This is a genomic window from Vibrio sp. Y2-5 (genome assembly GCF_014596725.1).
In the GTDB taxonomy this organism is placed as follows: Bacteria; Pseudomonadota; Gammaproteobacteria; order Enterobacterales; family Vibrionaceae; genus Vibrio.
Genome location: NZ_JACVEG010000002.1, coordinates 359,183 through 373,491, shown reverse-complemented (window position 1 = coordinate 373,491; position 14,309 = coordinate 359,183). Strand labels below are relative to the sequence as shown.

8 protein-coding genes are annotated in these 14,309 nt (G+C 42.5%); 4 read left to right on the top strand and 4 right to left on the bottom strand.

Features of this window, described 5'->3' with window-relative positions; translation table 11 throughout:
- Positions 1–2 precede the first annotated feature (2 nt).
- Together HUO09_RS06760 and HUO09_RS06755 are read left to right on the top strand one after the other, a co-directional pair.
- Positions 3–1,913, top strand: coding sequence for an EAL domain-containing protein (locus HUO09_RS06760; RefSeq protein WP_167410745.1), 1,911 nt, complete (start codon positions 3–5; stop codon positions 1,911–1,913).
- Positions 1,914–1,930: 17 nt separating this feature from the next.
- Positions 1,931–4,045 (top strand): type I secretion system permease/ATPase, encoded by a 2,115-nt coding sequence (locus HUO09_RS06755; RefSeq protein WP_188233432.1) that lies wholly within the window; start codon positions 1,931–1,933, stop codon positions 4,043–4,045.
- A gap of 80 nt (positions 4,046–4,125) precedes the next feature.
- Here HUO09_RS06755 and HUO09_RS06750 read toward each other — a convergent pair whose 3' ends face one another.
- A complete protein-coding gene (locus HUO09_RS06750) occupies positions 4,126–5,799 on the bottom strand; it encodes a FapA family protein (RefSeq protein ID WP_167410743.1) in 1,674 nt (557 codons plus the stop codon).
- Between the two features lie 353 nt (positions 5,800–6,152).
- Between HUO09_RS06750 and HUO09_RS06745 the strand changes: the two genes are divergently transcribed.
- A complete protein-coding gene (locus HUO09_RS06745; RefSeq protein ID WP_188233431.1) occupies positions 6,153–7,841 on the top strand; it encodes an EAL domain-containing protein in 1,689 nt (562 codons plus the stop codon).
- 35 nt (positions 7,842–7,876) lie between these two features.
- Here HUO09_RS06745 and HUO09_RS06740 read toward each other — a convergent pair whose 3' ends face one another.
- Positions 7,877–9,907: a GNAT family N-acetyltransferase gene (locus HUO09_RS06740; protein WP_188233430.1), complete on the bottom strand. Its 2,031-nt coding sequence runs from the start codon at positions 9,905–9,907 to the stop codon at positions 7,877–7,879.
- A 219-nt stretch (positions 9,908–10,126) separates the two neighbouring features.
- Between HUO09_RS06740 and HUO09_RS06735 the strand changes: the two genes are divergently transcribed.
- Positions 10,127–11,158: a PotD/PotF family extracellular solute-binding protein gene (locus tag HUO09_RS06735; protein ID WP_188233429.1), complete on the top strand. Its 1,032-nt coding sequence runs from the start codon at positions 10,127–10,129 to the stop codon at positions 11,156–11,158.
- A gap of 55 nt (positions 11,159–11,213) precedes the next feature.
- Here HUO09_RS06735 and HUO09_RS06730 read toward each other — a convergent pair whose 3' ends face one another.
- Both HUO09_RS06730 and HUO09_RS06725 read right to left on the bottom strand, forming a co-directional pair.
- Positions 11,214–12,185: a ParB/RepB/Spo0J family partition protein gene (locus tag HUO09_RS06730; RefSeq protein ID WP_188233428.1), complete on the bottom strand. Its 972-nt coding sequence runs from the start codon at positions 12,183–12,185 to the stop codon at positions 11,214–11,216.
- Between the two features lie 7 nt (positions 12,186–12,192).
- A complete protein-coding gene (locus HUO09_RS06725; protein WP_167410738.1) occupies positions 12,193–13,410 on the bottom strand; it encodes an AAA family ATPase in 1,218 nt (405 codons plus the stop codon).
- Positions 13,411–14,309 lie beyond the last annotated feature (899 nt).

The following is a 14,309-nucleotide window of genomic DNA, read 5'->3' as shown; positions in this document are numbered from 1 at the left end:
CTATGACACTATATAAACAATTGGTCGCAGGGATGATCACTGTATTTGTTCTGTTGTTAGCTTCGGTCTTCGTTATCGAATTTAACACCACTCGTGACAACTTAGAGCAGCAGCAACGCTCTGAGGTGAGTAATACGATCAATACCGTTGGTTTAGCTCTCGCACCTTACCTTGAGAAGAAAGACACCGTCGCGGTTGAGTCTGTTATCAATGCTCTGTTTGATGGAAGTACCTACTCGTTAGTTAGGTTGAAATTTCTCGACGACGACCAACAGATTGAACGTGCCTACCCTATCAAGCCAAGTTCGGTTCCTGAGTGGTTTACTAATTTAAACTTGTTTCAACCGATTCACGATCAACGCGTCGTCACCAGTGGCTGGATGCAACTGGCAGAAGTCGAAATTATCAGCCACCCTGGTGAGGCTTATTCGCAATTATGGAACGCGCTTATTCGTCTGAGCATTGCTTTCGGCGCCATCTTCTTTGCAGGTTTAGTTGCGATTTCAGTCATCGTAAGACGCGCACTTCGTCCACTACAAATGATCGTCAATAAGATGGAACAAGTGGCTCGCAACTACTTTGGCGACCCACTTCCTCTGCCTAAAACCAAAGACCTTATCTCTGTGGTGGAAGGCATCAACAGCATGTCAGCACAAGTTGAAAAATCGTTCAAAGCGCAAGCACAAGAAGCCCAACAACTTCGTGAGCGTGCTTACATCGACCCTGTATCTCATTTAGGTAACCGTGCTTACTACATGAACCAACTGAATAGCTGGTTGGCAGAAAGTGCCATCGGTGGTGTAGCCATTCTTCAGGCCCAATTCATTAAAGAGTTGTACGACGATAAGGGTTATGAAGCCGGAGACGGCATGATTGGTAACCTAGCGGAGCGCTTAAAAGTCACGCTTTCAGCACCAAACACCACCATTGCCCGTATCTCTACTGACGAGTTTGGTTTCATTCTGCCGAACATGGACGAAGGCGAGCTGAAAATGGTCGCAGAGAGTATCTTCGGCTGCGTTCAGGACATCAGCGCAGACCCAACTGGTATGACTCAAGAGAAAGTCTATCTGGGTATTGTGCATAATCAGAGCAAGAAAAACTCAACACAGATACTGTCGTTGCTAGATAACGCCGTCGCGGCTTCTAAGGCCAACGCAGAAGTGAAATACGGCTTTATCAAAGCGGAATCCGACCAAGTCATTATGGGTAAACAACAGTGGAAAGCACTGGTTGAAGAAGCCATGCACAACGACTGGTTCCAATACCGTTTTCAGGCGGCGAATGACGGCTGGGGTGAGACTTTCCACCGTGAAGTGTTCTCTGCGATTGATAATGGCGAACAACGCTACACAGCCAACCAATATTTGTTTGCTCTTGAACAGTTAAACGCAAGCCACCAGTTCGATGAGTACGTCATTGAGAAAATGATAGAGAAGTTAGAAGCGAACGAATTTAACGCGCCACTGGCGATTAACATTGCTCAAAGCAGTATTGAACAGCCGAGCTTTATCCGTTGGATCACGCAAAAGCTTGCAAAACACAGAGAGGTTTGTGCCCTACTCCACTTTGAGATACCAGAAAGCTGTTTTATCAACGCTCCACACCATACTGCACTGTTCTGCAACGCTATACGCTCTGCAGGCGCTGAATTTGGTGTCGATAACTATGGGCGTAATTTCCAATCATTGGATTACATCAACGAATTTAGACCTAAATACGTGAAACTGGATTATCTGTTTACGCACCACTTAGATGATGAAAAGCAGAAATTCACGTTAACGTCGATTTCAAGAACTGCGCATAACCTAGGAATTAAAACCATCGCTTCTCGCGTTGAAACTCAAGCTCAATTGGATTTCTTATCAGAGCATTTTATAGAAGTATTCCAAGGTTTCATCGTAGATAAATAAGGATAAAGGTCAGTTTAATGCAAGATACGCTACTTAATTCACTGGTCTATGTGAGTCGTTATTATGGATTGGCGAATTCACCTGACGCGCTAATCAATGGATTACCGCTGACAGATGGCAAGCTGACTCCGTTTCTTTTCCCCCGCGCTGCAGAGCGTGCGGGGCTTATCGCGAAAGAAAATCGTTCGACTCTCAAAGAGATCCCTCGCTTGGTCTTCCCTGTGATTCTTCTTCTACGGGGAAATGAAGCATGTGTTCTCAACAGTATTAATGAAGAGAAACAAGAAGCCGAGATTGTTACAGCTGAATCAGGAATGGTGCCGATTGCGTACCCGCTAGAAGAATTAAATGCTCGCTTTATCGGCCGCTACTTCATGGTGAAAAAGCAGTTTCGTTACGATGAACGTTCACCTGAAATTCTAAAAACTCGTGAAGGACACTGGTTCTGGGGCACAATTTGGCAATCAAAGCGCATTTATCGTGATGTTATATTCGCCTCTCTTTTGACAAACCTGTTTGCTATTGCAGCGCCGATGTTTACCCGTTTAGTGTATGACAAGGTGCTGCCGAACCTCGCCTTTGAGACCTTGTGGGTTTTAGCCAGTGGCGTGTTTATCATCTTCCTGTTCGACTTCACATTGAAGATGCTTCGCAACTACTTTATTGATGTTGCTGGTAAGAAATCGGACATCCTCATCTCCTCAAAACTGTTCAGTAAAGTAATGGGGATTCGAATGGAGTCTCGCCCTCCATCAGTAGGTGCATTTGCTCGCCATCTACAAGAATTTGAATCCATACGAGAGTTCTTTACTTCCGCGACCATTTCTTCGCTGATTGATCTGCCGTTTTCGATTCTATTTCTGATCATTATTTGGCTGATGGCTGGCGATCTGGTTTACGTACCGATTATCGGTGTAAGTATCCTGATCATCTATTCTCTGCTGATTCAAGCGCCTTTACGTCGTGCGATTGAAGAAGGCTCCCGCCTAGCTTCTCAGAAATACGCGAACTTGATAGAGAGCTTAGCTGGCCTTGAAACGGTAAAACTGTTTGGTGCACAAGGACAATTCCAACATCGCTGGGAAGAAGCCATTTCCCACATGGCGAACTGGAACATCAAAAGCCGCCGAATTACAGACGGCATTCAAAACACGGCTGGTTTGGTTCAGCAGGCATCGAGCGTTGGGATGATTATTCTGGGTGTGTACCTCATTGCCCAAGGCAACCTAACGATGGGTGGTCTAATTGCAGCAACCATGCTGAGTGGCCGCGCTATTGGCCCTATGGTTCAATTATCTCTATTATCGACCCGCTACAACCAAGCAAAAGCGTCTTTGAAAATCATCGAGCAGGTAATGGCAATGCCGGATGAACAAGAAGAAGGTAAACGCTATATTCACCGTCCGATGATTCAGGGAAAAATCGAACTGGATAAAGTTACGTTCCATTACCCAGATTCTCCAATTGCCTCGATTCGCGATTTGAGCCTGACCATTAATCCGGGTGAGAAAGTAGCGATTATCGGTCGTATAGGCTCAGGTAAAACAACCCTTGAGCGTTTAATCATGGGATTGTACCAACCGACTGAAGGTCATGTACGCATTGACGATACCGATATTGCCCAACTTCATCACATAGATATCCGTCGTAATATCGGCTGCGTGCCTCAAGAAAGCGTTCTGTTTTACGGCTCTATCAGAGATAACATTACTTTAGGACGCCCGCTGGTGGACGATAGAGAGGTCATGGATGCGGCTAACAGAGCTGGTGTTACCGTATTTACACAGCAAGATCCTGCGGGTTTAGAGCGCCAAGTTGGTGAAGGTGGTTTGTTGCTATCAGGAGGTCAACGTCAAGCGGTTTCAATCGCTAGAGCGCTGTTAGGTCGCCCTCCGGTGTTACTCATGGATGAGCCAACCAGCGCTATGGATAATCGCTCTGAAATGCATATAAAGAATCAAATGAAACAGCTGACTCCAAGTGAAACTTTGATTGTGATTACCCATAAAACATCAATGCTGGATATCGTTGAACGTGTAATTGTAATGGAGAAAGGCACCATCATTGCAGATGGACCAAAATCCATGGTGCTGAGCGATCTGAAACACGGCAAGATACGCGCCGTGAATTAAGCGTAACTAGAGATCAATCCAATAACAAAGGGGAGCAAATGCTCCCCTTTGTTATGTTCAACGTTGTTTCAGATTAATAGTTAAACGCCAACGTCTTCATCTTCCAGTTTTGAAGACACTTGGATTTCATATTGATTGAAAGAAAATATAGATGGGCCACGAACTCGTTTAGTCGTAACTTTTTCTTCGCCAAACTGAACTGTAACATGAGTAAACACCTTACTTTTCACATCTACAGTGTTTGCAGCCATAGCAAGTTCGAACTCTTCATTCAGCAAATCCAGTGAGTTCTTAACTTTCTCTAAGCGTTCATTGGCTTTTTCTTTTCTATCATTAATCTTAAGTTCTTCTTCTTCGGTACGTTCGGCTTTAGGGCGCTTCTTGAACTCCAGTTCTTTACGAATGGCATCCATCGTACCTTCTTGGGCCTGCTTGTACTGCTCTTTGTGGCTGGCTATACGCTCTTTGAAGCGGTTAAAATTGGCAAACGCTTCAAGGTGAGTCACGGTATCCCCTTCCACGCCTAAGTTGAGACACACCACTTTTCCGCCCACTTTCGCGGTTCCACCACTTAATGTTCCTTGGGTTTCTTTTTCATCAAGAACAACGAGATCTTTAGCGCAGCGAATAACGTTCCCCATGCTATGTACAGTTAGATGAATATCTTCGCCAGCTTGAAGTTCTGCGTACTGAGCATAATTGGCTTTAATTGAGCTTCCCGATTTAACCGTACAACTCTTTTCTTCACCTTCAGTCGCGGTGTGACCAATAATGCCTTTACCAACTTCAATGTTACCTTGCGCCTGAACATCAGCGGACTCAATAAAACCGCCGACCGTCACTGAGCCTGTAGCACGTACAATCATCCCCGGCTCGATATCACCAGTGATAACCACATTGCCCTTAAACTTCACATGCCCTGTTGCGACACTCACGTTATTAAGGCAAATTGCATTTTCAACGTCGATGCTCTTATTTCGAAATACAGGCATACCATTAATCGATGCCAGTAATAAATTAGGATTAGTAGGGCTAATATGGGTACCGTTACCCGCGACAAGAGCAGAATCGGTGCCGGGTTTAGGAAGAAGAATTTTGCCTTGGACAGTGTATCCAGGTTCACCTTTGGTCGCAGGCTGGCGGCGCATCACAGGGTCATTTTCACTGACCGTAATCGTTTCACCTAAGTCGCGCATATCAATTTTGTCCTGACCTCTAGAAGATTGAGGCGCAAGAACTCGTTTGTTCACATCTTCAACTAGTGGTAAAAACTTCGCATCTTTACCATTAATGGCTTCTTTTCCTTGAGCTACAGGTTGAGTAAACGTCTCACCGCCCGCCAATTTATTACTCAAAACAAAGACTTTTTTCAGTGCTGCTTTATTGATGCCTTTGACTACGTTTGCTCCTGCCAGAGCCTGGATAATTTCACCGCTTTGCAGACCTCGTCCACCGTACGCACCGGTCACAACCATGCTTGCAATCATGTCATGCTCGCTAAGCACCACTTCAAGACTTGCGTTGCGTGTTTCCGCAATGACAATACCTTCATACGCTTCACCTTTACCTTCACCGGCACAATTGACGAAACGCGTGACTTCATCTTCCATCAGATAGAATTTAGAAGCATCAAGATGTTGTAAAGCACTCAAAAGCCCCTCTTGAGTAAACTCCTTCTTGATGAATTGATCATCGGTTAATTTAGCGACTACACGTGTTTTATCTTCCGTGAGCGTAATGACATCCTTCCACATACAACTAAACCTTTACGGTATACATAACGTAGGTTTCCAGTGTATCGAAACTGAGACGTATACCAAACATCCTTATATTCAAATTAAGGCATGTATCACCCTAATAGCACTACACGCCAATATTGTCTTTACAGTGTAAATTGTAGCTAGTGTGGTCATTTACACTAGCTATACAAGAGCCACCTTATCTCTAACTTTTGAAACTAGCAACAGCAGGATTCACCTATCAAAGGGGGCGTTCAAAATAGATTACTGATATTAATATAATTGATATAAATCAAGTAACACATGTATGATAGTGCCTGCCGTACTGTAAACATAAGTATTCAGAGAGAGAAAGGATACTCCTTGATATGGATGAATTGATCCAAAGACGTTTTAACAACATGTTTAACTCAGCCGTAGAAGGTTTATGGATGATGATGCCTGATGGGCAAATCTCCTTTTACAATCAAAGTTTCTACGAACAGTTCGACTTGCAACAACAGACAACTCTTGATCAATGGACTCAACTGATACATCCAGAAGACAGAAAACCTTTCAGCAATAATGTAAGCACTCATATTAAAGCCGTGGGTGACGACACTCGCGTTATCACTCAGTACCGAGTGAAAAATAAGGAAGGTACTTATATTTGGATTGAAGCGACAGGTATTAACCAAGTCGATGATTCTGGTGAGTACATGGTGGGAAACCACAGAGATATTACTGAGCAGAGAAAGCTTGAAGAATCTGTTTTTCAGCTGGCTTATTTTGACAAGCTAACAGGCCTTCCAAATAAGGATAAGCTCACGTTAGATTTATCCAAGCGTACTTCCAGCGTTACCATGGTAACCATTCATGTCTCCGGCATTAAGTCCTACGTCAGTCAGTACAGCGAATTCATCCTGACCGATTTCATAGCGAGTTTATTAGAATGTTTCCACCTATTTAGCCGTTATGAAAGCCAATGTTATAGAAGCAGCTTAGATACCTTTTCAGTACTCATTGCGGAAGAGTTATCCGACGAAGAGCTGGGTAGGCTATCCAACGAATTTATCCATCTCTTCAAAGCGACGACACGCAACAACGTTTCTTACTTTGGTGATGCGTATATCGGTATATACGTCTGCCGTGATTGCAGCCTTTCATCACAAGAGATTATGAATTCCACCTACCAGACGTGCGAATATGCGGTTGAAAAGTCCAAACTTAATTGGGTGGTTTATAACGACCAAGTTAAACCAGAAGTCGACAAATACTTTTATGTAGAAAACCATATCAAGCAAGCGATCGAAAACAATGAAATTTCGATACATTTGCAGCCTATCGTTGATGCAAAAAGCGGCCAGCTGAAATCCTTTGAAGCACTCGCTCGCTGGGAAACAGAACAATTTGGTTTTATACCTCCCGATGAATTCATTCCGGTAGCAGAGGCTCTCGGTCTTATTTCTCTACTTGGTAAAAAAGTATTTTCTAAGTCAGCCGAATTTATCGTGCAATACAATCAGACTTGGAACTGCAATCTGAAAGTGCACGTCAATATTTCTGCTCTGCAACTATTGAAAGAGACATTTCCGGAAAAGCTGTTAGCAATAACTCTAGAGAAAAACGCCAAGCCTGAAAACTTAGTTTTGGAATTAACGGAATCGGTTCTTATCGATAACAACCATCAAGTTTTAGAAGGGCTCAATGAGCTGAACATCATGGGCTTTCCGTTAGCGATGGACGACTTTGGTTCGGGCTACAGCTCCATTACTTCTATTTTCAAACTTCCATTCAAATTATTAAAAGTGGATCGAGAACTCGCTAATCAATCTCTCATCGAAAACGAAGCTTTTGAATATCTGCAATTTTTGTCGACCTTGTGTGAAAACAAGAAGATGGAGATGACTATTGAAGGTATTGAAACCCAAGATATGGTTGAAGCGTTCGCGCGTTTCAATGTTTGTTCATATCAAGGTTATTTAATCGCAAAACCAATGCCGGTTGTTCAAGCAATGCTGACAGATAGATTAAACAACCCTGTTTTTAATCAAATATCATATAAATCAATTAGATAAGTTTAATTTACACTGTAAAATCGCCACGCAAGAGATTACTTTGCCAGTTTACAGTGTAAATCGTCGATTAACGCTAGTAGTTCTTTTCTAATATACGCTTCAACTTGCTTTCTGCCCGTAAGTTGATGTCGCTCGGCGCATTCCGTCCACGATAATCGCTGAACGATTTTCGAGACAAATAGATCCGACAGAGATGTTACTCGCTCTCTTCCAACTGAAAAAGCGAATGACCTCAACCACACGGCGACACTTTCATAGTTTGAACCACCAAGCGCGTAATTGTGAATAAGAGAGATGGGCGCTCGGGTATCAGAACATAGATTTTCGCTAAGCAAGGTTTTAACTAAATCAGGCTCCATCTCTTGCATAGAATCAGATAATTCAAATTCAAAGTGCAGTGCGTGTCTTTGCTTAGCCAGCTCAAGCCAATCGATGTTTTCACCTTTTACCATCAGCACAGAGTAACAACCACTTGCCTGATCTCGTTGAGAGCCGACTTTGATGGTTTGAAAACCACATTTTCGCCAAAACTTCACTAAATCCGATGTTGCGCCAAAGCTTGTAGAAAGGTAGTCAGTTGAACTTTTTGAAGTAAAGTGTTTGACGAACGCATAACCGATATTCTGATTTTGCACGTCAGGATGAACGGCAATACGCATGATTCGTTGGCTAAGCTGAGTCGCACCATCTTCAATACCGAGCTGATTGGCGATGGTTATAGGGGACAGATGTCCTTTAGGTCGTCGTCTACCAAGTTGAATGTCTTCAATTAGAGCTTTGTCCAACGCTCCTTCTTCCACAGCGAGAATACACCCGACTAAAACATCTTGATGCATGGCTATATGGACTGACATTTTGTCATCACCCAGTAAATGAAATAAATCATTTGGTGATGTCTGATAGTGTGCATTAACTAGCAAGCTGAAAATGCTATGAAGCAATTCAGGTTTATCCAGTAAATTGTTTTTGGTTACACCACTGAATTGCAAATCGCCAACGGCAACTTCAGCACGGATTGGTTGGAATTCAAAATCGAGTAAAAAGCTCTCTCGATGCCATGCTTCCAGCGGATCGCCTTGGCTCCAACGGATTGGCTGAGACATATTTTGCAGTCTCATATCTGGCCTAACATCCTTTAGCCATGTCTGAAACTTTAAAGAGAAGCCTCGTCCACATCCCTCATACCCATGAATGGTTGATGAAAACACCACGCGATGATATCGGGTCACCATCTCTTTTAGCATAGGTAAAGGTAAAGCAGCCGCTTCATCGACCAAGAGCAAGTCACATTCAAATCGACTTCTTAATAACTCGTCTGGTGCAATAAAACGCAAACTAGAATGCTTGTATTCAACCAAACCTTTCTGACCAGATGAGCCCGCCAACAATTTCTGCGCAAAATGAAAAACGGGGCTGACAGAGGCCAGGCTTGGAGCTGTGACCACAATACGTATACTGCGTTCTGACATTAGCTTTGCAGAGGCCATTCCTAACGCACTGCTTTTGCCTCGACCTCTATCTGCAGTTAAAAGCAATGGACGCTTTCTATGCCCAGTAACCACTTTTACTATGTTGTCTACCGCTAGCTGCTGCTGAGAGTAATCAATGTTATGTTCATCGCCAATAATTGGGGGTAGGGATGGCTGATTGGTCGGAGATAAGGTGATTAGTTTATCTAAAGCTTTCTTCAACCATACTTCAGCGGGATTGTCAGAGAGAGAACTTCCGCCTAACACAAGCAAAAGTCCGCCGCCTATAAGCGTACCCAATGCAGCGCTAAAACTGTTTGCATCCCAACCTGTAGATATATCACAAATCAGCAGGTCGCACTCTTGTCCCAACAATTGTTGGCCTTTATTAAACGGAACATATCGCACGCCTTCAAAAGCATCACCACCAACTTGGAAAGCGGTATTGCTATTTGAATCCTTCAGCCAATGTTGAATCAGCGAATGATTCCATTCTTGCGCCCCCTTCAAATCCACACCAAATCGATATTGATGTTTCAAAGCAAGCTCACGTAGCGAGAATAAATAAGGTATAAATTGAGTGGTTTCAGAAGACATAACGTTACGCAATCAGTGAAAGTAATTGTATGGTAACACACCCCAATAATAGACCGTAAGGTGAGTTAAGGCTCGCCTGTAAGGCCTTTTGGTTCAGGCTATTTAAGGTCAAAAAAATTTTCCCTGACGACAAATTATATTTGCTTTATTGAGCAAACAATTTGCCTAATTATTCAATAGAACCCCAGTATGGTACTGGCTGTCAGGATTAGATTATTAATGAAAACTTTCATCAAAGGATTGGTATTAGCTGCAACAATTGGATCTGCTCAAGTAAGTGCAGAAATACAAACTCTAAACGTTTATGCGTGGGGTGGTTACCTACCGGAAGCTTCGCTTAAACGATTTGAAGAACAAGAAGGCGTAACTGTTAACTACTCAACATTTGAGAACAATGAGTCAATGTATACCAAACTCAAGCTTCTTAAAGGCACAGGGTATGACGTTGTGTTCGCATCAGCTTACTTCATAGAGAAAATGGGGCGTGAAGGTTTGCTTGCAGAATTAGATCATAACCAAATCCCAAATATGAAAGATGCTTTGCCAGCGTTACTAGGTCAAGCTCATGACCCGAAGAACAAGTACTCTTTACCATACATCTTCGGTGTAACAGGCATGAGCTACAATTCCGCGGTTATTCCAGAGGGTGTAACTCACTGGGCTGATTTGTGGGATAAAAAATACGCTCAGCAAGTGATGTTGATTGACGATATTCGCGACGTGTTTGGTATGGCACTAAAACTTAACGGTTACAGCGTCAATACCAAGAACGAAAAAGAGATCGAAAAAGCGTATCAGTCTCTTGTTGAACTTAAAGATAACGTTCTACTGTACAACTCAGATGCGCCACACGTTCCTTACGTGTCTGGTGAAGCGTCTGTAGGTATGCAATGGAACGGTAATGCATATCAAGGCCAAGTGGATATGCCTGAGCTTAAATTTGTGTTCCCAAAAGAGGGCTCTGTATTGTGGATGGATAACTTCACTATCCCGTCAGGAAGTGAACACAAAGCATTGGCACACAAGTTTATTAACTTCATGTATCAAGCAGATAACCAGGCTGAAATCGTTAACAGCTTGGGTTACGCATCGGCAACAACAACTGGCCGCGCACTGCTACCGGATGAGCTAAGAAACAACACAACTATCTTCCCAACAGATGAAGATATCGCGAACGGTGAATTCATTAACGACGTAGGTCCAGAAGCGTTAGCTATTTACGAAAAATACTGGCAACGTCTAAGAAACTAATGACGCTTTAAGCATGAATAGATAAAAAAATCCCGCGAAGTTCGCGGGATTTTTATTAGTCGATTTTGTTTTCCAAAAACTCGAAGATATCTTTCATTAAAGCGTCGTCAATTTTCTTCAGGTTCAAGGTCAGGTTATTGCCTTTGCGGGCATAACTTACACGCCCCTTGATCAAATCAACACTGCTGCTGACAGCACGTTTTGGTGGAACTAAATCGTGAATCCACTCTTCTAAAGTCTCTGTCACTTCTTTTGTGATTCGTGCTACGCCTTGTGACTGACAACGCTGCCAAACAAAACCTTCTTCTTCGTGGCACTTGTTTAACAGTGCAGAACGTTGTTTGTCGTTTAGCTCATTAAATTGCTTATGCAGTTTAACGATAGTAGGGCGTCCCAATTCAACCACGTTAGGGTAAGCTTGTAATAACTCTAGAGGTAAAGCCGCAGCTTTAAGAGCACCACTCACAAGAGCTTCACTGCACTGGAACATTTTCGCGAGTGCTTTTTGGTCTTCAGCTTCACCGCTGTCTAACTTAGCTTGCATCTCTTTCCCCTTCTCATACAGAGAAAGTGGCTTATGAGCATTGGCTACATCAGACAAAAACTTCGCGTGTTCTGCATTAATGTCATCCGCAACATAAACAAGGAACTCTTTTTCAGCCAGAATACACGACATGCGACGACGGCTACCATCAAGAACTTCAACAGTTCCATCAGCCATGCGGCGACCAACAGCCGGATATTGCTGCCCACGTTCACGTAGCGTGCTTAAAATGTCAGAAAGTGCATGCTCATTTAAAAAGCTCTGTTCACGGGCATTCGCTGCAAAAACTTGTGTTTTAGCTTCAACTTCTGTTGCAGGAATTCGCGTCAGTTCAAACGTCACCATTTGCTCACCAGCAACGGCTAACTCAATAACTTGAGCCTGCTCTTTTGCGGCTGACTGAGCTTCTTTAGGCGTAGTTGCACGGCGCTTATCAACTTTACCAAACAATTTTGCATTCAGATCAGATGTCTTAATTGCCATAACTTACTTACCCCTGATTTAATGAAGTCCAGTGACTGTGAAGAACACGCTCAAGCTCTAACGCGCTTTTTTGAACGGAGTCTTGAGCGGTAGCTAAGGTTTTCTTACCGCCTTCAAAATCGCTCACAGTCAAATCAAATACAGTGCTATAGGTATCTGCACAAGTTTCAAAAGCACGACTACGTGGAATTGTAGCCATCATGACTTGGTCACCCAATAGATAGTTCATTTCCGTTAATACCGAAACCTGCTTCTTATTGTCATCTTCAAACATGGTCGGCATTAAACGTACGAATTCCAATCCCTTCCAATCATCAGGGAACATCTCATAGACCGTTGGCAAGTGTTGGAAGAAGTTGACCGTTGAAGCCCAGTCTAGGCGCTTCGCAGCACATGGAATAAGTAGCGCGTTAGACGCATACATAGCGTTCCATACAAGTGGGTCAACGTGTGGACCAGTATCAATCATGATGACATCGAAATCGTCACCAATCTTATCAATCAACTTATCTTTTAACAGACGAACGATATCGAGAGACTGATTTTGAGACAGATATTGCCACGCTTCAGCGTTAAACATCGCATCTTCTGGGAACGCAGAAATCGTCTTCAAATTCGGATATTGGGTTGGAAGCAATACATTCTTATGTAAGAACTCTTTGTCCACTTCAACATCTTCAGGGACGTTGTCTAACATAACATCCACAGCTGAATAAATATTACTGTGTTCAGTCACGCTAATCTGTGGATTCAAGAACAAACGTAGCGAACCTTGTGGATCCAAGTCAATAAGACAAATGCGGTAGCGCTTATCCAAATTCAGAGCCAAACAAGCAGCTAAATGAACTGCTGTCATTGATTTACCCGTACCACCTTTTTGGTTTTGTACGTTAATAATCCAAGGTTTGTTCTCTGAGTTTTTCTTGCGTTCGTGGAAATTCGGCACACCGGCCGCATCCATTAGCATATGCGCTTCAGACAAAGAAATGGAGTAGTGGTTAGCATTGTTCTTTGTAAACTGATGCCCAGCTTCTTCCATTTTAGCAATCGCTTCGTCCAACTTACGTCGAGTTAAACCAGAACGAGTCTCCATCAAAGCTTTTGACATCGGAGGAAAATGTTCATCACGACGTTCTTCTAAAACAATCTCAATACGGTCAGACTGCACCTGTTGTGTTTGTTCGGCGAGCTTGTAGAGATTATCGATTGTTTGTTCTCTTTTCATAGCCAATTTCCGTTATTAGTTTCTAACAAAAGATTGTACAGCATAGAATGCAATTTACAATAAAAAGGTGAACAATCACTTTTAGACAATAATCACATTAAATTGACAAAATAGTATCATTTAAATGAATGAACGATGAAATGGTCAAAAATGAGCCTGATAACAACGTTTATTTACTCGAACAAAGTTAGGTAAACCGCTTAAGATTTAAAATATTACAGTGTCACTTATTTACAATGTAAACCGGAGATTAACTTTAAAACCTATATAGATTCTCTCGGAACGATTAAAGACGGCGAATAAATTACGGGAGGTGTAAATTCAACAGAAACTTTATCAATAGAATTAATTTGACCAAAAAGATTAGTAATGAATCAGGCACCTTAATTAGTAATATATTTATCAAAAATAAATAAGGAAGCATGATCAAGGTAACAATGATGATCATAGTTCCGAAGAATTCAGACACCATAGGAACAATGATCAAGGATGGTGGTTGATGATTTTCTTCAACGAACATATATGATCTGAAGATCCATTTTCGGATCAATGATCAAGAGATATACATCGTTCGGAAGCATGAAAAAAATCGACCAAACTACGGTACATGTCAGTTGTAATAGGGGATTTAGTCAATTTTGATGGTACTGGTATACGATTCATTGCAAATTAGAACGACAACGGTTGGATATGAAATATTCCCTGATCATGCTTTCGACAGGTCCCTATGAATACTGCTTGTACACCGAGTGTTCATTGAAGATGCATTTCTACTTTACACGATTAAAATTTGCTCAACAAATGGCGTTTATTTGAAATCCTTGATCATGCGTCCAAAGAAATCTCTTACAAAAATAATGGTGTAAAATGATATGACGACGAAATACCAATTCGAATTG